Origin of the sequence: Candidatus Levibacter sp. Uisw_134_01 (genome assembly GCF_047717795.1) — a bacterium.
GTDB lineage: Bacteria > Pseudomonadota > Alphaproteobacteria > Puniceispirillales > Marisalimonadaceae > Marisalimonas.
On the sequence record NZ_CP159808.1, the window covers coordinates 522,981 to 545,826 of the forward strand.

22 protein-coding genes and 1 tRNA gene are annotated in these 22,846 nt (G+C 31.1%); 16 read left to right on the plus strand and 7 right to left on the minus strand.

Annotated features, from left to right (window positions below):
- Nucleotides 1–5 precede the first annotated feature (5 nt).
- The 5 genes from ABXT66_RS02850 to ABXT66_RS02870 all read left to right on the plus strand — a co-directional run bounded on the left by ABXT66_RS02850 (nt 6) and on the right by ABXT66_RS02870 (nt 3,271).
- Nucleotides 6–395, plus strand: coding sequence for a TIGR02300 family protein (locus tag ABXT66_RS02850; RefSeq protein WP_443644157.1), 390 nt, complete (start codon nt 6–8; stop codon nt 393–395).
- A 10-nt stretch (nt 396–405) separates the two neighbouring features.
- A tRNA-Ala gene (locus tag ABXT66_RS02855) sits at nt 406–481 on the plus strand.
- A 27-nt stretch (nt 482–508) separates the two neighbouring features.
- Nucleotides 509–1,447: a 2-hydroxyacid dehydrogenase gene (locus tag ABXT66_RS02860; protein WP_443644158.1), complete on the plus strand. Its 939-nt coding sequence runs from the start codon at nt 509–511 to the stop codon at nt 1,445–1,447.
- Between the two features lie 72 nt (nt 1,448–1,519).
- The gene (locus tag ABXT66_RS02865) at nt 1,520–2,266 is read left to right on the plus strand and encodes an HpcH/HpaI aldolase family protein (protein ID WP_443644159.1); all 747 of its coding nucleotides are present in this window, start codon (nt 1,520–1,522) and stop codon (nt 2,264–2,266) included.
- Between the two features lie 27 nt (nt 2,267–2,293).
- Nucleotides 2,294–3,271, plus strand: coding sequence for a 2-hydroxyacid dehydrogenase (locus ABXT66_RS02870; protein WP_443644160.1), 978 nt, complete (start codon nt 2,294–2,296; stop codon nt 3,269–3,271).
- Between the two features lie 4 nt (nt 3,272–3,275).
- On the opposite strand, the gene ABXT66_RS02875 is transcribed toward ABXT66_RS02870, so the two are convergent.
- The 5 genes from ABXT66_RS02875 to ABXT66_RS02895 all read right to left on the minus strand — a co-directional run bounded on the left by ABXT66_RS02875 (nt 3,276) and on the right by ABXT66_RS02895 (nt 6,698).
- The gene (locus tag ABXT66_RS02875; RefSeq protein ID WP_443644161.1) at nt 3,276–3,740 is read right to left on the minus strand and encodes a PTS sugar transporter subunit IIA; all 465 of its coding nucleotides are present in this window, start codon (nt 3,738–3,740) and stop codon (nt 3,276–3,278) included.
- A gap of 97 nt (nt 3,741–3,837) precedes the next feature.
- Nucleotides 3,838–4,587: an LPS export ABC transporter ATP-binding protein gene (gene lptB, locus ABXT66_RS02880; RefSeq protein WP_443644715.1), complete on the minus strand. Its 750-nt coding sequence runs from the start codon at nt 4,585–4,587 to the stop codon at nt 3,838–3,840.
- A 76-nt stretch (nt 4,588–4,663) separates the two neighbouring features.
- Nucleotides 4,664–5,473: an LptA/OstA family protein gene (locus tag ABXT66_RS02885; RefSeq protein ID WP_443644162.1), complete on the minus strand. Its 810-nt coding sequence runs from the start codon at nt 5,471–5,473 to the stop codon at nt 4,664–4,666.
- Complete coding sequence (lptC, locus tag ABXT66_RS02890) at nt 5,463–6,041, minus strand: LPS export ABC transporter periplasmic protein LptC (RefSeq protein WP_443644163.1); 579 nt, start codon at nt 6,039–6,041, stop codon at nt 5,463–5,465. Before lptC ends, ABXT66_RS02885 begins: the two co-directional genes overlap by 11 nt.
- Nucleotides 6,042–6,074: 33 nt before the next feature.
- Entirely contained in the window at nt 6,075–6,698 is a 624-nt protein-coding gene (locus ABXT66_RS02895) for a ribonuclease D (protein ID WP_443644164.1), read from the minus strand.
- Nucleotides 6,699–6,791: 93 nt separating this feature from the next.
- On the opposite strand from ABXT66_RS02895, the gene ABXT66_RS02900 reads away from it, so the two are divergent.
- Nucleotides 6,792–7,724, plus strand: a complete 933-nt coding sequence (locus ABXT66_RS02900; RefSeq protein ID WP_443644165.1) for a complex I NDUFA9 subunit family protein — start codon at nt 6,792–6,794, stop codon at nt 7,722–7,724.
- A gap of 6 nt (nt 7,725–7,730) precedes the next feature.
- Here the strand turns inward: ABXT66_RS02900 and ABXT66_RS02905 are convergent, their stop codons facing one another.
- The gene (locus tag ABXT66_RS02905; protein ID WP_443644166.1) at nt 7,731–8,522 is read right to left on the minus strand and encodes an undecaprenyl-diphosphate phosphatase; all 792 of its coding nucleotides are present in this window, start codon (nt 8,520–8,522) and stop codon (nt 7,731–7,733) included.
- A 126-nt stretch (nt 8,523–8,648) separates the two neighbouring features.
- Here ABXT66_RS02905 and ABXT66_RS02910 point away from each other — a divergent pair, with 126 nt between their 5' ends.
- The 5 genes from ABXT66_RS02910 to ABXT66_RS02930 all read left to right on the plus strand — a co-directional run bounded on the left by ABXT66_RS02910 (nt 8,649) and on the right by ABXT66_RS02930 (nt 17,528).
- Complete coding sequence (locus ABXT66_RS02910) at nt 8,649–9,767, plus strand: diflavin oxidoreductase (RefSeq protein WP_443644167.1); 1,119 nt, start codon at nt 8,649–8,651, stop codon at nt 9,765–9,767.
- A gap of 32 nt (nt 9,768–9,799) precedes the next feature.
- Nucleotides 9,800–10,693 carry a LysR family transcriptional regulator gene (locus ABXT66_RS02915; RefSeq protein ID WP_443644168.1) on the plus strand — a complete coding sequence of 298 codons (894 nt, stop codon included), beginning with the start codon at nt 9,800–9,802 and terminating at the stop codon, nt 10,691–10,693.
- Nucleotides 10,694–10,865: 172 nt separating this feature from the next.
- The gene (gltB, locus tag ABXT66_RS02920; protein ID WP_443644169.1) at nt 10,866–15,488 is read left to right on the plus strand and encodes a glutamate synthase large subunit; all 4,623 of its coding nucleotides are present in this window, start codon (nt 10,866–10,868) and stop codon (nt 15,486–15,488) included.
- Between the two features lies 1 nt (nt 15,489).
- Complete coding sequence (locus ABXT66_RS02925) at nt 15,490–16,932, plus strand: glutamate synthase subunit beta (protein ID WP_443644170.1); 1,443 nt, start codon at nt 15,490–15,492, stop codon at nt 16,930–16,932.
- 80 nt (nt 16,933–17,012) lie between these two features.
- The gene (locus ABXT66_RS02930) at nt 17,013–17,528 is read left to right on the plus strand and encodes a GNAT family N-acetyltransferase (protein WP_443644171.1); all 516 of its coding nucleotides are present in this window, start codon (nt 17,013–17,015) and stop codon (nt 17,526–17,528) included.
- A gap of 71 nt (nt 17,529–17,599) precedes the next feature.
- On the opposite strand, the gene ABXT66_RS02935 is transcribed toward ABXT66_RS02930, so the two are convergent.
- Nucleotides 17,600–18,346, minus strand: a complete 747-nt coding sequence (locus ABXT66_RS02935; RefSeq protein WP_443644172.1) for an alpha/beta hydrolase — start codon at nt 18,344–18,346, stop codon at nt 17,600–17,602.
- 30 nt (nt 18,347–18,376) lie between these two features.
- Here ABXT66_RS02935 and ABXT66_RS02940 point away from each other — a divergent pair, with 30 nt between their 5' ends.
- The 5 genes from ABXT66_RS02940 (at nt 18,377) to rplT (ending at nt 22,782) form a co-directional block, all read left to right on the plus strand.
- Nucleotides 18,377–19,522: a glycosyltransferase family 4 protein gene (locus ABXT66_RS02940; protein WP_443644173.1), complete on the plus strand. Its 1,146-nt coding sequence runs from the start codon at nt 18,377–18,379 to the stop codon at nt 19,520–19,522.
- 41 nt (nt 19,523–19,563) lie between these two features.
- On the plus strand, nt 19,564–21,483 hold the full coding sequence (gene thrS / locus ABXT66_RS02945; RefSeq protein WP_443644174.1) for a threonine--tRNA ligase: 1,920 nt from the start codon (nt 19,564–19,566) through the stop codon (nt 21,481–21,483).
- An 88-nt stretch (nt 21,484–21,571) separates the two neighbouring features.
- The gene (gene infC, locus ABXT66_RS02950; RefSeq protein WP_443644716.1) at nt 21,572–22,105 is read left to right on the plus strand and encodes a translation initiation factor IF-3; all 534 of its coding nucleotides are present in this window, start codon (nt 21,572–21,574) and stop codon (nt 22,103–22,105) included.
- Nucleotides 22,106–22,212: 107 nt separating this feature from the next.
- A complete protein-coding gene (gene rpmI / locus ABXT66_RS02955) occupies nt 22,213–22,410 on the plus strand; it encodes a 50S ribosomal protein L35 (protein ID WP_443644175.1) in 198 nt (65 codons plus the stop codon).
- A gap of 15 nt (nt 22,411–22,425) precedes the next feature.
- Entirely contained in the window at nt 22,426–22,782 is a 357-nt protein-coding gene (gene rplT, locus ABXT66_RS02960; protein ID WP_443644176.1) for a 50S ribosomal protein L20, read from the plus strand.
- Nucleotides 22,783–22,846 lie beyond the last annotated feature (64 nt).

Sequence of the window (22,846 nt, forward strand, 5' to 3'; positions counted from 1 at the left end):
GATTAATGGCCAAGCCTGAATGGGGTGTAAAAAGAATATGTCCAGCTTGTGGATTTAAATATTATGATTTTAATAAATCTCCTATTACGTGTCCTTCATGTAAGGTGGAATTTGACCCCGATGTATATTTAAAAAGTAGAAAAGGCAAAAATTTTTCACCAAAAGTAGCTATTGAAAACAACGATGATATAAACAATATAGATGAAATAGAGGTTGAGAACGACGAAGAAGTAGTGAATGATGATGATCCGATATTGGAAATAAATAAAGATGATAAAAATAATGATAGTGACGAGAACGATAGTATTTCTGATGATGTCCATTATATTGAAGAAACTGATATGAATGAAGATGACGAGACTGGCGTAGAAATTATAGAAGATCAAAAAAATTAAATATAAATTGGGGGCTATAGCTCAGCTGGGAGAGCGCTACACTGGCAGTGTAGAGGTCAGCGGTTCGAACCCGCTTAGCTCCACCATTTATTTTAAAACTGGAAATTTTAAAAATGACTATAGTAGCTTTTTATAGTAAAGGAACTTCTATAGAGGTTCAAAACACTTGGAGTAAAAGATTAAAGTTCTATTACCCATCGTTAAAGTTGGTGCCTCTTTTGTCAGAAGAAGCAAAGTTTGCAACTGTTGCTTTATTATGGAAAGCACCTCTGAATTATTTAAATAAAATGACTAGGATAAAAGGGTTAATATCTTTAGGTCAAGGTGTTGATCACATATTAAATGGAAATTTAATTCCTGAAAATATTCCTGTAGTCAGGATAGTTGATCCTTATATGGCTAAATCAATGAGCCATTGGGTTTTGTTATCCATATTAAATATTATAAGAGACACTTATGGATATTTTAGTCAAGAAAATACAAAAATATATAAACCAAGAGATGAAAAAAACTTTTTATCATTAAAAATTGGAGTTTATGGTATTGGAGCTATCGGTAGTGTGGTAGCGAAAGATCTTAGCTACATGGGTTTTAATGTACAAGGTTGGAGTAGAACTAAAAAAAAAATTAAAACAATTACATGTTTGTCTGGAAGTGAGGGTTTTCAAGCATTAATCACAAATAGTGATATTCACGTTTGTCTCCTTCCACTTACACCGTCAACAGAAAATATCTTCAATAAACATAAATTTATAAACATGAAAAAAGGATCGTGTTTTATTAATGCTGGCAGAGGCGAGCATGTTGACGAAAATCATTTGTTAGATAGTTGTAGATCAGGGCATATTTCGAATGCTGTTTTAGATGTCTACAGGAATGAACCTTTACCTAAAAACCATCCTTTTTGGAAACAAGACAATATTAGGTTATGGCCTCATGTTGCTGCTGAAACTAATCCAGAAACTGCTGCTAAACAAATAGCTAACGCTATCAAATGTCTTGATAATAACATTGTTCCACCAAATACTGTAGATAGAACTCTAGGTTATTAAATATATAAATTAACTTTCCATAGTTAAACTTTACATTATAATATAAGTCTGTTTGATGTTTTGGAGAGTGCTATGGACTTTAAGAATAGAATTATAAACTCAGACCAAATACGTGGTGCAATGATATTTGAATTTTTTAGCCCAGGTATTCCTCTAATATTAAAAAATGCTGGATGTGATTTTATAATATTTGATATGGAACATGGTGGACTTTCCTTAGAGCAATTTAAAAATTTGGCGGCTATAAGTAACGCGAATAAGATACTTCCTTTTATAAGAATACCAGAATTAAGTTATAACTATATAACTAGAGCTCTAGACCTCGGAGCGGCTGGTATAATGACCCCTATGGTTAATAGTGCTGAAGAAGCAAAAACCATAGTTCAATCTTCTAAATATCCACCTTTAGGTTTGAGAGGGGCTGGATTTGGTTTTGCCCATGATAATTATGTGAATAAAAATCCATTGTCTTACATGCAAGAAGCTAATAAAAAACTCATAAATATTATCCAAATCGAAACTAGCTCAGGTTTAAAAAATGTAGAAGAAATAGCTTCAATTGATGGTGTTGATTGTTTATGGGTAGGTCATTTTGATTTAACAAACTTTCTAGAAATACCAGGAGATTTCAAATCTCCAATTTATTTAGATGCTATAAATAGAATTGTATCTGCCGCAAAATCGAACAATAAAAGTCTTGGTATAATGGTTAATAGTAAGTCGGAGCTTGAAATGTATTCTAATCTTGGTTTTAATATAATTGCAGTAGGAACGGAAATGAAACTTTTAGGTGATGGAATATCAAATTTATTAAACTAAAAAATAAAGCCTTACGGAGAATCTAAAATGTTTAAAGTTGGAATTTCTGGTGATTTGCTGAATAGCGAAAATAAACCTTGTTTTGGAGACGCTCCTCTAGAGTTATTGAAAGTAAGAAAAGATATTGAATTTTTTTGGATGGATAACTCTATTACAGAAGTTTCATCTAAAATGGCATCACAATTTGACGCTATACTTCTTAATCTTCCAAAAGCTAATTTAGAAACTGTTTCAAATAAAAATTGTAAACTCAAAATAATTTCTCGTTTTGGTGTAGGCTTTGATTCTGTTGACATAGCTGCTATGAAAGAGAAAGGTATAGTTGTAACTAACACGCCTAATGCCGTGAGAAGACCTGTGGCAGTTGCTGCTTTAACAATGATATTTGCAATGGCAAGCAAATTGATAATTAAAGATAAACTGGTTCGAGAAGGAAATTGGAATGAGAGAACTAACAATATGGGCGTAGGTCTCTCAAAAAAAACTTTGGGTATTATTGGAGCTGGAAGCATAGGTACAGAAACAATAAAGCTTTCGAAGCCTTTTTTTAAAAATATTTTAGCATACGATCCTTTTTTGTCGGAACAGCAAATTCATGAAAAAGGTGCTGTAAAATCAGATTTACATCAATTATCATCAAAATGTGATTTTATTGTGATTCTCTGTAATCTTGATGAAAGCACTAAAGGAATGATAAACGAAACATTTTTGTCAAATATGAAAGAAAGTGCTTATATTTTTAACCTTTCAAGAGGTCCAGTTATCAATGAAAGACATTTAGAAAAGGCATTAGAGAATAAAGCAATTTCTGGAGCAGGTTTGGATGTTACAAATACAGAACCTATTTCATTAGATAGTAAGCTTTTGTCTTTTAGCAATGTTGTCATTACTCCACACGCATTATGTTGGACAGATGAATGCTTTAACGACATAGCTGAAGAAGCAATCAAATCTATATTAAATTTTATAGATAAAAAGCCAATTTTAAATCAGGTTAACAAATAATGATTTAAGCAGCTTCATCTTGAATGGTTTGTGAAATTACAGCTATTGCACTTTGACTAGTCTTACACCCTCTTAACTTGGTAATGAGCTCGTCTTTTTTTAGCAATCTCGATACAAGGGCAAGTGCTTGCAGATGTTTAGAACCATTATTAGAGGGTGCTAAAAGTAAAAAAATGATATCTACCGGCTGATCGTCATTTGCATTGAAATCAAGGCCACTGGACAAAATAGCTAAAAAACCTATTGGTTTATCTAGTGAACTTTCAGTGGTGTGGGGAATGGCTATCCCATTACCAACAGCTGTTGAACCAAGCTTTTCTCTTTTAATTAAGTTATCTAATATTGTTTTGTGGCTAACTTTAATTTTTCTTTCAGCTAATGTGCTCAAGGCGTCAAGGACATGTTTTTTACTTGAGGCATTAAAATCAATTAAAATTGATTCCTCTGACAAGATATCATTGATATTCATTCCTATATCCTATTAAAAACTTACCAAAATTAAATTTGTGTGTTTTGATAATACCATCAAACAAATCAGTCAAGAACATATTTAATAAAATTTGAGATTAAAAAAAACTATTTCCAAGATAAACATCTCTAACTCTTCTATCAGCTTTTACTTGGCTTGGAGTACCTGTCATTATCAGTGATCCATTAAATAGTATATAAGCTCTATCTACTATATCCAATGTTTCTCTCACATTATGATCTGTAATTAAGACTCCTATATTTTTTGATTTCAATTTATTAATTAAATTTTTAACATCATTGACTGCAATGGGGTCTATACCAGCAAGTGGTTCATCTAGCAAAATATAACTAGGATTCGTTGCCAAGGCTCTTGCAATTTCAACACGTCTTCTTTCTCCACCAGATAAGGTTGCACCATATGAGTTTCTTATATGATTAATATTAAACTCTGCCAATAGGTCTTCTAATATTTCATATTTTTCATTCGTTGTAATATTCAAAATTTCTAAAATAGATAATATGTTTTCTTCAACAGTTAATCCTTTGAATATAGATGATTCTTGTGGTAAATATCCAATTCCTTTTCTTGCACGAACATGCATCGGCAAGTGACTTATACTAGATTTGTTAAGTAAAATGTCTCCTTTATCACAATCTATTAAACCTGCTATCATATAAAAACAAGTAGTTTTACCCGCTCCATTAGGGCCAAGGAGTCCTACAGCTTCTCCTTTTTCAAGATTCATAGAAACTTGATTAACCACAGCCTTCTTATCATAAGTTTTTGAAATAGAATCAATTAATAATCCGTCTTTTAATTGTATTTGACGTTCATCAGGGAAAATATTAGCTTTTGTGCTGGAAATATTACTTGATGAGTATGCCTTCAATCTTTCTAATTCTTCTTTTAATGTACTCAGTTTAATCTCCCTTAACTTTATTTTTGGTGGGTGAAAACACTCCCTTTACTCGTTGTCCTTTTTTTCGATTTCCAATTATGTTGCTTATGCCAGATTTAAGGTTTGTTATTCCCCTAGAACCTCTAATAGTTGATTTTTTATTAATTATAACAACGTTTCCCGTTAGTTTTATGATTTCATCCGAAGAGTTGTAAACTCCTAAATCAGCTTTTGATTTTTGTTCTTTTTTTACATTTTCAATAACTACATTTCCCTTGGCGGTAGCTTTTTTTAAAGTTTGTTCTTTACCTGTAAAGTCTGCTTTAACGTTTTCTCCAAAAATTGTTGTTTTATTTGGTAAAGTGATTTTGACATTCCCGCTTGCTTCAGCTTTTTTATTTAAATCATTAAATTTAATCATTTTTGAAGACTCAATATGTCCTGATGGAGATGAAAAAGTTTGAAATGACCCAGTTATCAATGCAATTTTAGAATTTAGATCATATGTCATAAATTGCCCTGTTGCTTTAGCTTTACCTTTTGTTAAAATAACATTTGTTTTAGCAGTTATTTTTGTTAATTTATTTTCGCCATTTTCTTCTATATATATAGCTTTAACTAAATTTGCTTTTAGTATTAGGCCATCTTTTCTTAATATTACGTTTCCTTTTGCTAAGTAATACTTTTCTTTCTCAAACCATTCGAGGGATTCATCTGCCTCTACTGTAAGTTTGGATAATTTTTCTTTTTGATCCTCTTTTGATAAGGCAAGATATGGGCACAAAGAGAATATTAAATAAAATATTAAAAGATAAATTTTTTTAGGTTTCATTTTTTCTTGATAAAAGCATTGTCAAAACTGCTTTTCCTTTAATTTTAATATATTCCCCGTTCTTTCTTAAATCTAAACCGTTTCCGTTAATTTTGGTATTTCCTGAAATAATTTTAACTTTGTCAACTGTAGAAAAATTACCTTTTTTCAATGTTCCAACTAAGGTTTTTGTTTCTAAAACAAAATTTCTTGTCCTTTTTATGATTTTTACTTTATTCGAAAAATCAAAGTTTTCATAGTTATTTGATACTATAGCATGGCCTGCAATAATTTCTGTTAAAATACCATTTTTATCAATTGTAGTTAAAGAGTTTTCTAAAATAACTTTATTAGCTTCAGTTTTACTCTCTTGGAGAGTTTCAGCTACTATTAAAAATTTTTCACCTCTTTTATTCTTTTGGTGAATTCGTACTCCACTAATTCTTTCTAAGTCTTCTTTTTTTGTTTTAATTATAGCATTATTATTGTTTTTATAAAATTCACTTACAAAAATATTAATTATAAAAATTAAAACTAAAGTTATGATTAATGAAGCAAAGATAAATTTCTTATTAATTAATCTAAGCATTGTCCCTAAAAACTTCTCTAAAATAATAAATAATTAATGTGAAAAAATATCTAAATTGTCAAAACCAGTTAAATCTAATTTTGATCTTGTTTTTAAAAAATCAAAACAAAACTTAGCTAAATCTTCTCTATTTTCACGTTGGAGAAGTAAATCTAACTTTTTCTTAATTTGGTGAAGATATAAAACATCGTAGGCAGCATATTTTAACTGTGATGGATTTAACGTTTTAGCTCCCCAATCAGAGGTCTGATTTTGTTTGTCTAATTCAAATCCAAGTAAATCTCTACATAAATCAGCTAGGCCATGTCTGGCACCAAAAGTCCTTGTTAGCTTTGAAGCTATTTTGGTGCAATATATTGAACCATTGATTTCGCATATATTTTTTTCAATAGCAGCAATATCAAATCTAGCAAAATGAAATAATTTAATTGATTTATTATCTCTGAATATTTTTTTTAAATTTGAAAAACTTTCCTTTTTTTTAATAGCCTCTGTTGTGATTTGTATAAGGTGAGCATTTCCGTCTCCACTTGACAACTGAACTAAGCAAAGACGATCTCTTTGTAAGTTTAGTCCCATAGTTTCGGTATCTATAGCTATAACACTACCAAAGCTTATGTCTGACGGAATGTCATTTTGATGAAGAAAATAAGTCATTTATTACACGCAACACTTTAAAAAAAATATAAATGTTATAATATCATATTATGATAACAAATCATCTATATATTTTTATACTTGAAACAATTTATGAAGGTAAAATCAGTGGGTTCTATTAAAAACAAAAAAATTCTCATACTTGGAGGCACTGGTTTTCTAGGAAATAAATTAATTTCTTCGTTGTTAAATGATAATTTACAAATCTATTTACTAGCCCGAAACAGTCGGACACGTAAAGATCTCCAGAAATATAACTCTAATATAAATATAAAAATATTTGATTGGATAGGGACTGATTCAAAAATTATTGAAAAAATTTTGAAAGAAGTAAACTGCGTTATTAACTTATGTGGCATTCTTTATGAAAACAGGGCTGGTGACTTCGATAGGGTTCACTCTGAGCTTCCTTCTCTCTTGGGTGAATTATGTTTAAAAAATAATATTGAAACATTTGTTCATGTTTCAGCTTTGGGTGTTTCAGAGTTTTCAGATAGCAAATACTCAAGAAGTAAAGCTATTGGGGATAAAAGGTTATTAGAAAATTTTCCAAAGGCTAAAATATTAAGGCCTTCTTTATTATTTGGAAAAGGTGATAATTTTTTTGGTCAATTCTCTAAAATGTCATCAATTTCTCCTGCCTTACCTCTAATATCTAAAAACACAAAATTTCAGCCTATATTCGTTGATGATGTTGTTTTAGCGATAATTAAATTAATTTCAAAGAAAGATATAAAAGGTAATATTTTCGAAATAGGTGGAAAATTTGCATATACTTTTGAAGAATTGTTGAAAATATTACTTGATATCAAAAATATAAAAAGGTTGTTAATACCTCTAAGTCCTAACCTTATGATTTTTCCAGCATTTTTTCTTCAACTTTTACCTAAACCACCATTTACCGTAGATCAGATGAAGCTTTTAAGGAAAGATAATATCTTAAATGGAAAGCATCCTGGTTTAGAGGCTTTAGACATAAAAGCCACAAGCATGAAAAAGGAATTAACAAAAATTTATAAAAATTAAAATTTATTAAAAGTAAGCATATAATAAAATTGTTATTCCTAATATTATTCTATAAATGACAAAAATTTTTAGTGAAGCTCCACTTATCCATTTCATAAAAAAATTGATTGTTAAGTAAGATGTAATAAAGCTAATTAAAATACCCAGAAGCATTTGCTTAGTAACAAAAACACCTGATTCATTGTATAAAGAGATTGTTTCAAGAGTAGTAGCTGCAATGATAACTGGTATTGATAGTAATAATGAATATTTAGATGCATCGTAACGACTAAATCCACTTAAAAGGCCAGCGGTTATAACAATTCCTGATCGACTTGTTCCAGGAATTATTGCTAAAGTTTGAGCTAATCCTAAAAGTAACGCATCTTTTAAATTTAAATTGTCAATTAATTTTCTAACTCTAAGATTTTTATCTGCAAGTCCCAACAAAATTCCAAAAACTAGCGTTGACCAACCAATAATTTCAAGGTTGCGGATTATATTTATCTCAAATAAATGTACTAAAAAACCTATAATAATAATAGGTACGGTACTTATAATTACATTTTTAAAATCAATGAAACCCCTATAATTATTTCTGTCCGGAGATACAGTTTCTAAAAATATCTTTAAAATATCTTTTTTTAAATATATTAAAACTGCTAGAAGAGTTCCAAAATGTAAAGCTACATCAAAGCCTCTATTTGTTGTAAAATCATTAAAAAACTTGGGGAATAATATCAAATGAGCACTTGAAGAAATAGGGAGAAACTCCGTAATTCCTTGTATCATTGACAATATTACAATTATTTCCCACATTCATCAATACTCTACAAATATATTTTTAATCATTATTAGACTTAAATATTGCTATAATCTAATAAAATTAATAATTATATTATAATAAAATAATAAAACTTTGTACTTTTTAGAGTTATTTTAATAATGATTTGGAACAGAAAAAAACCATATTTAGCAGAAATATATGATTGTCAACTCTTGTCTGGTGAGAAATCAAATAGAGAAATAAGGCATTATGAAATTGATCTTGGTAATAGTAAAATAAAATATGAACCAGGTGACAGCTTAGGAGTAATACCCAAAAACAATAATGAATTAATAAATTCTATAATATCTAGGCTTGATGCTTCACCATCAACTATACCCGATGGATATGATAGTTCTTTATTTGATTTGCTAGAGAATGATTATGAAATTTTAACTCCTACAAATAGATTGATCCACTTCATTAATGAAAACACGCTATATCAAAAACTTAATGATGTTATTTTAAGACATGATAAAGAAGCACTGGCGAAATTTAAATATGGAAAAGACATCTTAGATTTTATGAATTTAGACAAGAGCTTGAAGATAGATTTAAATGTTTTTTTAACTCTTTTGAAACCTATTCAACATCGAGCTTATTCAATATCCTCAAGTTCTTTAGTATATCCTAATCAAATTCACTTGACTGTTTCTACAGAGCGGTGGAGCAATAATTCAAGAAGTTATGGGGGTGTATGCTCTACTTTTTTATCAGACAAATGTTTAAAAGGTTCAAAAATTAAAATCTTTTTAATACCTAATAAATTTTTTAGACTTCCAAAAGATCAAAAAAAACCAATAATAATGATTGGTCCTGGAACTGGTGTTGCACCATTCATATCATTTTTACAAGAAAGAAAGGCAAATAGAAGCATTGGAAAAAACTGGCTTTTTTTTGGAGCCCAAACACAAATGAATGATTACCTTTATTGCGACCAAATTAAACTAATGAAAAAAGATAATATTTTACAAAAGTTAAATTTAGCATTTTCAAGAGATCAGAAAGAAAAAATTTATGTACAAGATAAAATGTATGATGAAAGATCAGATTTTTTTCAATGGATTGAAAACGGTGCCTATATATATGTATGTGGAGATGCACATAAAATGGCTAAAGACGTGAACTCGATGTTGCACAAAATAATCAGATCACAGTTAGACTGTTCCTATGAAGTATCTGTGGATTATATAAAAAATCTTAAAAAGGAAAAAAGATATCTTTTAGATGTCTACTAATTTAAATATCGTAATAATTTTGAGGTGGTTTTATGAAATGGGATAGATTACGTTTATTTAATATTGTTGCTCAAACAAGGAATATTACTGAAGCATCTTATATTTTACATGTAAGTCAATCTGCTTTGAGTAGGCAGATGAAAGCTCTAGAAAATGAGTTAGGTGTAAAATTATTTTTAAGAAATTCAGATGGAATTTCGTTGACTAAAGCTGGTATGCGTCTTTCGTCTTCTGTAGAAATTTTGGCATCTGACATTAGTAAAACGCATAATCAACTTTTAGAAGATATGGATGTGCCATCTGGTAGATTAAATGTAACAGCAACAAATGCTTTTGGTGCGTTGTGGGTTGCGCCTAGAATGTCAAAATTTAAATCTTTATATCCTGACATTAATGTAGCTCTTAGCCTAAGAGATTCAGAGCCTAGGGTCACTAACTTTAATTCTGATGTGGAGGTAAGAATGACGCCGAGCGTATCACAGGATGATATTCAAATTAAGTTAGCAAACTGTAAGTACAAAATATTTGCATCTGATGATTATATTTCGAAAAATGGATATCCTAAGACAAGTAGTGAATTAGATAATCATAAAATTATTTCTTATGGAGAAGATGCGCAGCCACCTTTAGATAGGTATAGATTAAACTGGCTATTAACTATAGGTAAAGAAAATAAAAGGCCAAGAAAACCAGTTTTTGAGGTTTCTAGCATCTATGGAATAGCCAAAGCTACTGAAGTAGGAATGGGAATTGCCTCGTTACCTGATTGGATGGAATTTGAAATGATTGCTCTTAAAGAAATTTTATCACAATTAGAAGGGCCAGAAATGTCAATTTCATTATGTTTTAATTATGAATTAAGAAATGATGCCAGAATTTATGCTTTTAAAAATTTTATGTTAAAAGAAGCAGAAGCTATTAATTAATGTGTTAATCACTTTTGAAATGCATTTAACGCATATCTGTCATATAATGATATCTTTTACAATAGTTAACAAATGAATTACATTGCCACTCCATTTGAAAAGAATAAATAGTTCAAATTTTGTGTCATAAATAATTATTTACTAAAATGTAAATATGTTTTGAGGAATATAAATGTCAAAAAATAAGTTTAATAAAATGGGTTTTCCAGAAGAGTATGGCTTATATGACCCAAAAAATGAGCACGAAAATTGTGGTTTTGGTTTTATCGCAAATATTAAAAATGAACCTAAGCACGAAATAGTTCATCAAGCCCTTGAGATTGTTCATAACCTTGATCATAGAGGAGCAGTGGGGGCTGATCCACTTGCAGGTGATGGTGCTGGAATATTGATTCAAATACCTGATCAATTTTTTAGAGATGATTTTGCTAGAAATGATATTACTCTTCCGAATATTGGAGATTATGGTGTTGGAATGGTTTTTTTTCCACAGGATAAAACTAGAGCTGATTTAGCAAAAAAAGCAATTGAGCAAACTATTTCCAACGAAAGACAAATATTTATTGGATGGAGAGATGTTCCAACTGATGACATTGTCCTTGGAGAAACGGTTAAACATAATGCACCATTAATTAAACAATTTTTTATTCAAAAAGGTTCTAATTGTAAGGACGAGAAACAATTTCAAAGGAAATTGTACGTTATTAGAAAACAAGCACATTTTTTACTACATAGTAAAAAAATAGAAGATTGGGATGACTTTTATATTGTATCACTTTCGTCGAGAACGATTATTTTTAAGGGTATGGTTTTAGCACCAAATTTGTCAAAATTTTATATTGATTTCCAAGACTCAAATTTTAAAACAGCGATAGCTTTATTTCACCAAAGATTTTCAACCAATACGTTTCCTTCTTGGAGGCTTGCGCAACCCTTTAGATATTTATGTCACAATGGTGAAATAAATACTGTAAAAGGTAACATAAACTGGATGAATTCCAGAAAACACAATATGACATCAGAAGTTCTAAAAGATGACTTGAAAAAATTGTGGCCTATTATTGAAGAGTCCCCGTCAGATTCTTCAACTTTTGATAATGCATTAGAGCTGCTAGTTATGGGTGGATATTCTCTTCCACATGCGATGATGTTAATGATACCAGAAGCATGGAAAGATAATGATCTGATGGATGATAATAGGAAATCATTCTATGAGTATTATTCAGCTTTAATGGAGCCGTGGGACGGACCTGCTGCAATGGCATTTACTGATGGAGTACAAATAGCAGCAACACTTGATAGAAATGGTTTAAGACCAGCGAGGTATGTAGTAACCAGTGATGATTTAGTTATTATGTCTTCTGAAGTTGGAGTTTTACCTGATATACCTGAAGAAAAAATAGTAAATAAATGGCGTCTTCAGCCAGGAAAGATGCTTTTAGTTGATTTAGAACAACAAAGAATTATTTCTGATGAAGAACTCAAAGATGAACTCACGAATTCTCATCCTTATCAAGAATGGTTAAATAATACTCAAATTAACTTATCATCTTTGCCGTCAGAAATTAGTCCAATGACCCCTGAATCTTCTGTTTTGTTAGATTTGCAACAAGCTTTTGGTTATAATAAAGAAGACCTTAAGTTTTTTTTAGAGCCAATGATAGTGCAGGGTCAAGATCCAATTGGATCTATGGGTCGTGACATTCCCTTAGCAACTTTGTCAGATAAAAATAGACTTTTATATGATTATTTTTTTCAAAACTTTGCTCAAGTTACTAACCCCCCAATTGATCCAATAAGAGAAGAATTAGTAATGTCTTTGGTAAGTTTTATTGGGCCAAGACCCAACTTACTAGATCTAAAGTCTGGTGGAAAACAAAAACGTTTAGAAGTTGATCAACCAATCCTTACAAATATGGATTTAGAAAGAATACGAAGGATTGAAAATCACTTAGATGGATCTTTTAAAACATATACCTTAGATATTTGTTACAGAAAAGATAATGATAAGAAGAACGATTTAAAAGGTATAGTATCTAAACTTTGTGACAAAGCTGAAAAAGTTGTCCGTGAAAATGGTTTTAATATTATAATTCTTTCTGACAGAAACGTTGATAAAGAACATATTGCCATTCCTGCATTATTAGCAACAAGTGCAATTCATCATCACCTTATAAAGCAGGGACTTAGGACTGAAGTTGGTATAGTGGTTGAAACTGGTGAGGCGAGAAGGGTACATGATTTATGTTTGTTGGCAGGTTATGGAGCAGAAGCTATTAATCCTTACTTAGCATTTTATTCACTTTCAGATATTGTTGAAAAGAATGGTATAAATATTAAGGAAAATGAAGCCCATATAAAATACGTAAAAGCAGTAACTAAAGGCATGTTAAAGGTTATGTCGAAAATGGGTATTTCGACTTATCAATCTTACTGTGGTGCACAAATATTTGATGCAGTAGGACTTTCAGCAGAGCTCATAGATAATTATTTCTGTGGAACCTCATCAAAAGTTGAAGGCATTAGTATTGAAGAAATACAATCAGAAACAGAAAAAAGACATGATCTAGCCTTTGGGGATTCACCATTATTAAGAAATGATCTAGATGTTGGAGGTGATTTAAGTTTTAGATTAAGAGGTGAAGAACACGTTTGGACTCCAGAAACAATTGGAGCTTTACAGCATGCTGTAAGAAGTGCAGATTATAAAACATTTAAAAAATATTCTAAAAAAATCAATGATCAGTCAGTCAAACTTAAAAATTTGAGAGGACTTTTCAATTTTAATTCAAACTTAGAGCCCATCAGTATTGATGAAGTTGAGCCTGTAGCTGAAATTGTAAAAAGATTTGCTACAGGTGCTATGTCTTTAGGATCTATTTCTACAGAAGCTCACACTACTTTGGCTATTGCCATGAACCGTTTAGGTGGCAGATCAAATACAGGAGAAGGTGGAGAAGAATCATCCAGATTTAAACCTATGGCTAATGGTGACTCAATGAACTCTAGAATTAAACAAGTAGCCTCTGGCAGATTTGGAGTTACAACAGAATACTTGTCTAATGCCACAGATATTCAAATTAAAATGGCTCAAGGTGCAAAGCCAGGTGAAGGTGGACAATTACCTGGTGATAAAGTTAATGATTTTATAGCTAAAATAAGACATTCAACCCCTGGGGTTGGTTTAATATCACCACCTCCCCATCACGATATTTATTCTATTGAGGATCTTGCTCAATTAATTCATGACTTGAAAAATGTAAATCCAGAGGCTAGGATTTCTGTAAAATTGGTATCCGAAATTGGTGTTGGTACAGTTGCTGCCGGTGTAAGTAAAGCTTATGCTGACCACGTAACTATTTCAGGGCATGATGGTGGCACTGGGGCAAGTCCAATTACATCTTTATTAAATGCAGGCGGTCCATGGGAAACTGGTTTAGCTGAAGCACATCAGACACTTGTTATGAATAATCTAAGAGAAAGAATAGCCGTACAAGTTGATGGAGGCTTAAGAACAGGACGAGACGTTGTTATAGGCGGATTACTTGGCGCTGACGAGTTTGGTTTTGCTACGGCGGCACTTATCTCTGAAGGATGTATTATGATGAGAAAATGTCACTTAAACACGTGTCCCGTTGGAGTTGCAACTCAAGACCCTGAGTTAAGAAAAAATTTTACTGGAACCCCTGATCATGTTGTAAATTTTTTCGTTTTTATTGCAAATGAAGTAAGAGAAATTTTAGCAGAATTAGGCTTTAAAAGTTTTAATGAAATTATTGGAAAAAGACAGTTACTTAACTTTGAAACTGCTGACCAACATTGGAAAGCGCATGGCGTAGATTTATCTAAATTAATAGTACCATTGGAAGCCGCTCCTAATGAAAAATTTTACAATTGTGAGTTACAAAATCATCAATTAGAAAAAGCGCTTGATAATATGTTAATTAAGAAAAGTAAAAGAGCAATTGAAGAGAAGCAAGCTGTAAAAATCGAATCTAACATTCAAAATATTAATAGAACTGTAGGAGCAATGCTTTCAGGTAGAATAGCAAAAAAATATGGTCATGAAGGCCTTCCACATAATACCATTAATGTAAATTTTACAGGTAGTGCAGGCCAAAGTTTTGGTGCATGGTTATCCAAGGGTGTCACTTTTAACCTTGAAGGAGACGCTAACGATTATGTAGGTAAAGGCCTGTCAGGAGGTAAAATTTCTGTTTTCAAACATAATAAAAGCTCAATTATTTCAGAAAAAAATATTATTGCAGGGAACACAGTTTTATATGGAGCTATATCAGGTGAATGTTATTTAAATGGTATAGTTGGTGAACGTTTTGCAGTTAGAAATTCTGGAGCAACAACTGTAGTTGAAGGTTGTGGAGATCATGGTTGTGAGTATATGACTGGAGGAGTTGTTGTTGTTTTAGGAAAAACAGGAAGAAATTTTGCAGCAGGCATGTCAGGTGGTATTGCCTATATTCTAAATGAAGATAATACTTTTGAATCTCATTGTAACAAATCAATGGTTGAAATTGAGTCCCTAGCAGAATTATCTTTGAATCAAAATGAAAAACAAATTGAATATAACAATGATTTATTGAGTTTTGATGAATCACGCTTAAAAATTACTATTCAAAATCATGTAAAATTTACTAAGAGTGAAAAAGGAAAGCTAATTTTAAGTAATTGGGAGAAATATTTGCCATTGTTTGTGAAAATTACCCCTTTTGAATTCAAAAGAGCTTTAAACGACAGAAAAGAAAAAATAATGATAAATAAAATTGCTGGAGAATAAAATGGGTAAAGCGACAGGTTTTATGGAACTAGACCGCGTTGAAAGAGATTATGAAACGGTTGAAGATAGAATTAAACATTTTAAAGAATTTATGATTCCATTGGATCCAAAAGAAGTATCTAAGCAGGGCGCTCGATGTATGGATTGTGGAATACCTTATTGTCATCAAGGTTGTCCAGTTAATAATCTGATACCTGATTGGAATGACATGGTTTACAGTGGAAAATGGAAAGAGGCACTTGATTTATTGCACTCCACTAATAATTTCCCTGAATTTACAGGTAGAATATGTCCTGCGCCATGTGAAGCTTCTTGTACATTAAATATTACTGATAATCCTGTGGCTATCAAAACAATTGAATGTTCCGTAGTAGATAGAGGTTGGGAAGAGGGTTGGATCAAACCTCAATTATCATTAAAACATACAGATAAAAAAGTTGCGGTAATTGGATCAGGCCCATCCGGACTTGCTTGTGCACAGCAACTTGCAAGGGCAGGACATGCTGTAGTTGTATTCGAAAAAAACGAGAGAATTGGTGGACTTCTCAGAATTGGAATTCCTGACTTTAAAATGGAAAAAACTCTAATTGATAGAAGAATGGCACAAATGCAGTCTGAAGGAGTGGAGTTTAGAGTTAATAGTCACGTTGGAAAAAATATTAGTATAGAAAGTTTAAATAAAAATTTTGATGCAATTGCTTTTTGTGGAGGATCTGAACACCCAAGAGATCTTCCCGTTGTAGGGAGAGAATTATCTGGTATTCACTTTGCCATGGAGTTTCTGTCTCAACAAAATGACAGGGTATCAGGAAAAATTGTAAATGCCGATATCGAAATTTTAGCTAAAGGAAAAAATGTTCTTGTAATTGGTGGAGGAGACACGGGTTCAGATTGCGTTGGCACATCAAACCGGCAGGGCGCTAAATCGGTTACACAATTAGAATTACTTGATCAGCCTCCTGAGAAGGAAAATAAAGCTTTAACATGGCCAAATTGGCCAATGAAATTAAGAACTTCAACATCTCACCAAGAAGGTTGTGAAAGAAATTGGTCGGTTTTAACTAAATCTTTTGATGGTAATAATGGCAAAGTAACTAAGTTAAACTGTATAAATGTAGAATGGTCTAAAGATGATGATGGGAAAATGACAATGTCTGAGATTACGGATTCAGAATTTTCATTTGAAGCAGATCTTGTTTTGTTAGCAATGGGTTTTGTTCATCCAATTCATGAAGGTTTGATTAAAGATCTAGGCGTTAAATTAACCTCCTCAGGCAATTTAGAAGCTGACGAAGTTAAATATAAAACATCTATAGATAAGTTTTTTGCTGCAGGTGATTCAAGACGTGGTCAATCCTTAGTTGTATGGGCAATTAAAGAAGGCAGACAATGCGCTTACTCAATAGATGAATATCTTATGGGAAAATCTGAACTACCTAAATAATTTGATCTTTTTTTATTGATTTAATAATAGTTACATATAAATGGTATTTTTTGTAATAAGTCTTAAAAGATAATTGTGTGATGACTAATATTAAAATAAGAAATGAAACTAGTTCTGATTATTCACAAAAATTAAGTATATTAGATGCTTGTTTTGGTCCATCTAGGTTAAATAGAACAGTTTATATGTATAGGAAATCATCTCCTATTGAAGAACTATCACTTATATCATGTTTTGAAGAAGACCCATCTAAAGTAATTGGAACAATAAACTTCTATAGAGTTCTTATTAAAAAAATAGATTGTTTATTATTAGGACCTCTAGCTGTTGATAAAAAATTTCAAGGATATGGTTTTGGTAAAAAATTAATTCAGATAGGACTTGATAAAGCTAAATTAAACAATGAAACAATTTGTTTCGTTTCAGGGGAATATGACTATTATAACGAATTTGGGTTTGATAAACTAATTAATAAAGGGCTAGATATATCGATACCAGGACCTTTATCTTATGATGGTTTACTAATTTGTGAGTTAAAATACAATGCTGCTAGTTTATTAGAACAAAATTCAAAATTATTACCTCTAATAAAATAGAACTTATACTTTACAGCATTTATTTATGTTCGAGATTAGCGTTATTAAATCTATTTGGGATAATTATAAATCTAGATCTCTTTTAATGTTTTTTTTATTATTTCGATTATCATATCTAATTGGTTCTCTTCAGATAGTCTATGACCTGCTTCTTTATCTAATAATAAACTGACATTTTGAGAACCTCTAATTTTTTCTAAAATTTTTATACTTATACTATATGGAACATCTTCATCTTTCATGCCGTGGTATAAATGAACAGGTCCTTTGAATAAAATGTCTTCAGATAAAGTTAAATTTTTAAAGCTATCTTTAATTAATTTGTAAGAAAAAAAATGATTTATTTCATTGGCATCAATAAAATTGATATTTTTATTTGTTACAAGTTGTCTTTTTTGTGTTGTATTCATGTTTTGCCAAATTAAGTTTTGAGGAAAATCAGGAGCAGGAGCTAAACCGATCATTGCTGATACTTTTTGAGGTAAAAGCTTTGATAACATTAACATTACCCAGCCGCCCATAGAAGAACCTATTAATATTTGTTTTCCCTTAGTAAGTTTTTTTATCAAAAATTCTGCATCTTTATACCAATCTGTAAAACATGTTTCATTTAAATTATTAGAAGAAAGTCCATGACCTGAATAATCAAATCTTAGAAAGCTGTGATTGCTATCTTTTGCCCATTTTTCAATAAAAAGTGCTTTTTTACCTTGCATATCTGACCCAAAACCACTTAGAAAGACGATACTATTTTCTTTTCCGATGCTCTGGTTGTATGCTATTTTGCTACCATGTGGAGTTTCTATAAAGTCTGTCATTAAAAATCCATTCGATTTAAGGTTAATAAGATGAGTAAAAATAAATATACCATAGCCCAAATATTACCAGCATTAAATACTGGTGGCGTCGAAAGGGGTGTTGTTGAAATATCTAAAGCATTGACAGAAAGTAACTTTAGATCAATTGTAATTTCTTCTGGTGGACATTTTGAAACACAGTTAAGAAGAAATGGCGCCATTCACTACAAGCTAGATGTACATTCTAAAAACCCTTTAAGGTGGATAAAAATAAGAAATCAGTTAAAAGTGATATTAGAAGAAGAAAAAGTTGATTTGTTACATCTTTGTTCAAGAGCGCCAGCCTGGATTGCTTTTCCTTTAGGTTCAATATTAGATATTCCTGTTATTACCTCTGTTCATATGAGATTTAGAAGAACAAATATTTTCAAAAAAATTTATAATAGTGTTTTAACTAAGGGAGATGCTGTTATTGCTATATCGAAGCATATAGAAAAAAGTATTAAAACTGTTTTTCCCAAAGTAGCTCACAAAATCAATGTTATTCATAGAGGAGTAGACTTAGAATTATTTAATCCAAATAACATAAAAGCTGGCAGGATAATTGCCCAATCAAAAATATTAAACTTAAGAGATAATGTCCCTGTTATTGTAATGGCTTCACGTCCTGCTATGTGGAAGGGATACAGTGTTTTAATAACTGCTCTGTCTAAGGTTAAAGAAGACTTTCAATGTGTGTTGATAGGAGCAGGCGACGGTAGTACAAAGTTTCAAAATATATTAATTAATAAAATCATTAAGTTAAAATTAGAAGCTAAGGTTAAATTATTAAAATCAACTAGAGATATTCAAGCTGCAATGATTTTAGGTGATATAGTTGTGATGCCATCTTTGACCCCTGAACCATTTGGCAGAGTAATACTAGAAGCACAAGCTTTAGGTAAAATACCTATTGCGTTTGATCATGGAGGAGCTTCTGAAACCATAATTGACGGTAAAAATGGATTTTTAGCTAAACCTAATGATGTTGATAGTTTAAGCAAAAAAATTTCCTTAGCTCTTTCGTTGAAAGGATCCAAAATGGAAAAAATTGGAGAATTTGCTAAAAAAAATGTGTCTAAAAATTTTAGCCATGATAAGATGTGTAAGTTAACTTTATCATTGTATAAGAAGAGTCTTGTAGAGTACAAAAGATAAATTTTAATAAGTAAGACAATGAATTATTTATACTGGATAAAATGCTTACAATTACATTACCTAATCAAGACAAAAAAAAATATAATCAACCTGTAACTTCTATGCAAATAGCAGAAGATATTTCAAAAAACTTAGCATCTAATGCTTTTGTTTCTCTTGTAAATGGTGAGCTTTGGGACCTGGAAAGAGTAATTGAAGTAGACAGTACTGTATCTATATTAACTCAAAAAAATAAAGAAATTCTTGATGTTATCAGGCATGACGCAGCGCATATAATGGCAGAAGCAGTTTTAGAGCTTTTTCCAGAAACACAAGCAACTATTGGCCCTTCAATTGAAAATGGTTTCTATTACGATTTTTTCAGAGAAAAAAAATTTTCTTTAACCGATCTTGATATTATAGAAAAAAGAATGCATGAAATTGTTGATAGAGATGAAAAAATTTTTAGGGAGGTTTGGACTAGAAAAAAAGCATTAGAACACTACAGTCAAAACAATGAAAATTTTAAAATCGAGTTAGTTAATGCTATTCCAGAAGACCAACTTATAACTTTTTATAGACAAGGTGATTTTCTTGATCTTTGCAAAGGTCCTCACACATCATCGACTAAAAAATTAGGTCATGCTTTTAAATTAACTAAATTAGCGGGATCATATTGGAGAGGCGATAGCAAAAATTCTGTACTTCAAAGAATATACGGAACTGCGTTTTTAAGTGACAAAGATCTTAAAAATTATTTATTAATGATAGAAGAAGCAGAGAAAAGGGATCACAGAAAACTGGGTAGAGAACTAGGCCTTTTTCATCTTCAAGATGAAGCTATAGGATCAGTTTTTTGGCATAAAAAAGGTTGGGCCATTTACCTTGAAGTTGAATCCTATATGAGAAGAAAACTTAATAAATCCGAATATGATGAAGTTAAAACTCCCCAAGTAATAGATAGATCGTTATGGGAAAAATCAGGACATTGGGAAAAATTTAAAGAACATATGTTTATGGCTAAAGGTGATGAAGATAAAACCCTTGCTTTAAAACCAATGAATTGTCCGGGTCATGTTCAAATTTACAAACAAGGTTTAAAATCATATAAAGATCTCCCCATTAGAATGGCCGAATTTGGTTCTTGTCATAGAAATGAACCATCTGGCGCTTTACACGGCATAATGAGAGTAAGGCAATTTACACAAGATGATGCTCATATATTTTGTATGGATAACCAAATAACATCAGAATGTGTAATATTCTGTGAGTTGTTACAAGCAATATATAAAGATTTTGGGTTTGCAGATTTAAAAGTTAAATTTTCCGACAGACCAGAAATCCGTGCAGGAGACGACAAAACATGGGATAAGGCAGAAAATGCACTTTTAGTTGCTATTAAAGCAGCAAACATAAGTTATTCATTAAACCCGGGTGAAGGCGCATTTTATGGACCAAAATTAGAGTTTGTTTTAACAGATGCAATTGGAAGAGATTGGCAATGTGGTACGCTTCAGGTGGATTTTGTTCTACCTAATAGATTAGGTGCATATTATGTTGATATAGATGGTCAAAAGAAAAATCCAGTAATGCTTCATAGAGCAATTTTAGGATCGCTAGAGAGATGGATAGGGATTTTAATTGAACAATACTCAGGTAGAATGCCATTATGGCTTGCGCCTATCCAAGTTACCATCTGTTCTATAACTAACAATACAAATGATTATATCCTTAAAATCAACAAAGATTTAGATAAAGTTGGTATTAGGAATGAAATTGATTTAAGAAATGAAAAAATTGGTTATAAAATTAGAGAGCACTCTAATAATGCAGTCCCAATAATAATCGTTATTGGCGATAAAGAACAAGAAACAAAAACTGTTGCGGTTAGATATTTAGGTTCAAAAAATCAAGAAAATTTAGATGTAGAAACTTTCATAGAAAATGTTAAAAGAAAATGTCTTCCTCCTGATATAATGTAGTTGAGTTTTTTTTTTAAAAGTTGTTAACAATTAATAATAAAATAGTGTAATAGTAGTCAAACTGTAATTTTTTAGAGGAGATTTTCGTATAGTAGGCTTAAATAATACCCCACCAACTCAAGATGGTCCAAGAATCAACGAGTTAATTAGAGCTGAGAATGTTAGATGTATTGGAGCTGGTGGAGAGCAGCTTGGTGTTATACCAATAAGCGAGGCTTTAAAGATAGCAGAAGATGAAAGTTTAGATTTAGTTGAGATTCAACCAAATGTAGATCCTCCAGTTTGTAAAATTTTAGATTATGGTAAATTTAAATATGAAGCTCAAAAAAGAAAAAACGAAGCTAGAAAAAAACAGAAAATTATTGAAGTTAAAGAGATAAAGTTAAGACCTAACATAGATAATAATGATTTCACTGTAAAAATGAAACAGGTAAAAAAATTTATAGAGAATGGTGATAAAGTAAAGATAACGCTAAGGTTCAGGGGACGTGAAATGACGCATCAAGCCCTTGGAGTCACAGTTTTAGATAGGGTTAAAGAAGATACTGAAGAATTATGTAAAATTGAAACTATGCCTAAGCTTGAAGGTAGGCAAATGGTTATGATATTAGCACCAAAATAAAATGGTAAAAATTTAATTCAAATATATTCAACTTAGGGTTGATAACTTTGTAATGCTTATGTATAAGCATTTTATATAACATTATAATTATGATTAAAGAGAATAAAATGCCAAAATTAAAAACAAAAAGCGGTGCAAAGAAAAGATTTAGCCTTACTGCAAGTGGAAGAGTTAAAGGAAGTCCAGCTTTTTTAAGTCATAATTTAAGAAAAAGATCTCAAAAAATGAAACGTCAAGCTCGTGGAACAATGATATTACAGGACTGTGACGCAAAAATAGTTAAACAGTTCATTCCGTACGCGTAAATAAGGAGAATCTCGATGGCTAGAGTAAAAAGAGGTGTAACAACTCATGCTAGACACAAAAAAGTAACAAAAGCTGCCAAAGGTTATTATGGTGCCAGAAAAAATCTTTTTACTGTTGCCACACAAGCTGTTGAAAAAGCTAGCCAATATGCGTATAGAGACCGTAGAAACAAGAAGAGAATGTTCAGAGGTCTCTGGATTCAAAGGATTAACGCTGGTTCTCGATTATATGGTTTAAATTACTCTAAATTTATGAATGGTCTTAAGTTAGCTGGTATAGATATAGACAGAAAAATTTTAGCTGATATAGCAGTGTATGAACCTCTTGCTTTTGAAGAATTAGTATCCAAAGCAAAGTTAGCAGCTGCGTAATCTTAGCTTTTATCAATAATAGATTTAATTTATTATTGTTGCTTTAATTTCAGGTTTTAAACAA

Excerpts from the sequence above, each read along its gene's own strand:
- gltB (WP_443644169.1), top strand. The coding sequence starts at position 10,866 with ATGTCAAAAAATAAGTTTAATAAAATGGGTTTTCCAGAAGAGTATGGC.
- ABXT66_RS02930 (WP_443644171.1), top strand. The coding sequence starts at position 17,013 with ATGACTAATATTAAAATAAGAAATGAAACTAGTTCTGATTATTCACAA.
- ABXT66_RS02870 (WP_443644160.1), top strand. The coding sequence starts at position 2,294 with ATGTTTAAAGTTGGAATTTCTGGTGATTTGCTGAATAGCGAAAATAAA.
- ABXT66_RS02860 (WP_443644158.1), top strand. The coding sequence starts at position 509 with ATGACTATAGTAGCTTTTTATAGTAAAGGAACTTCTATAGAGGTTCAA.
- ABXT66_RS02910 (WP_443644167.1), top strand. The coding sequence starts at position 8,649 with ATGATTTGGAACAGAAAAAAACCATATTTAGCAGAAATATATGATTGT.
- ABXT66_RS02885 (WP_443644162.1), bottom strand. The coding sequence starts at position 5,473 with ATGAAACCTAAAAAAATTTATCTTTTAATATTTTATTTAATATTCTCT.
- ABXT66_RS02850 (WP_443644157.1), top strand. The coding sequence starts at position 6 with ATGGCCAAGCCTGAATGGGGTGTAAAAAGAATATGTCCAGCTTGTGGA.
- ABXT66_RS02865 (WP_443644159.1), top strand. The coding sequence starts at position 1,520 with ATGGACTTTAAGAATAGAATTATAAACTCAGACCAAATACGTGGTGCA.
- ABXT66_RS02875 (WP_443644161.1), bottom strand. The coding sequence starts at position 3,740 with ATGAATATCAATGATATCTTGTCAGAGGAATCAATTTTAATTGATTTT.
- ABXT66_RS02895 (WP_443644164.1), bottom strand. The coding sequence starts at position 6,698 with ATGACTTATTTTCTTCATCAAAATGACATTCCGTCAGACATAAGCTTT.
- ABXT66_RS02900 (WP_443644165.1), top strand. The coding sequence starts at position 6,792 with ATGAAGGTAAAATCAGTGGGTTCTATTAAAAACAAAAAAATTCTCATA.
- rplT (WP_443644176.1), top strand. The coding sequence starts at position 22,426 with ATGGCTAGAGTAAAAAGAGGTGTAACAACTCATGCTAGACACAAAAAA.
- lptC (WP_443644163.1), bottom strand. The coding sequence starts at position 6,041 with ATGCTTAGATTAATTAATAAGAAATTTATCTTTGCTTCATTAATCATA.
- rpmI (WP_443644175.1), top strand. The coding sequence starts at position 22,213 with ATGCCAAAATTAAAAACAAAAAGCGGTGCAAAGAAAAGATTTAGCCTT.
- ABXT66_RS02915 (WP_443644168.1), top strand. The coding sequence starts at position 9,800 with ATGAAATGGGATAGATTACGTTTATTTAATATTGTTGCTCAAACAAGG.
- ABXT66_RS02925 (WP_443644170.1), top strand. The coding sequence starts at position 15,490 with ATGGGTAAAGCGACAGGTTTTATGGAACTAGACCGCGTTGAAAGAGAT.
- thrS (WP_443644174.1), top strand. The coding sequence starts at position 19,564 with ATGCTTACAATTACATTACCTAATCAAGACAAAAAAAAATATAATCAA.
- ABXT66_RS02905 (WP_443644166.1), bottom strand. The coding sequence starts at position 8,522 with ATGTGGGAAATAATTGTAATATTGTCAATGATACAAGGAATTACGGAG.
- ABXT66_RS02935 (WP_443644172.1), bottom strand. The coding sequence starts at position 18,346 with ATGACAGACTTTATAGAAACTCCACATGGTAGCAAAATAGCATACAAC.
- ABXT66_RS02940 (WP_443644173.1), top strand. The coding sequence starts at position 18,377 with ATGAGTAAAAATAAATATACCATAGCCCAAATATTACCAGCATTAAAT.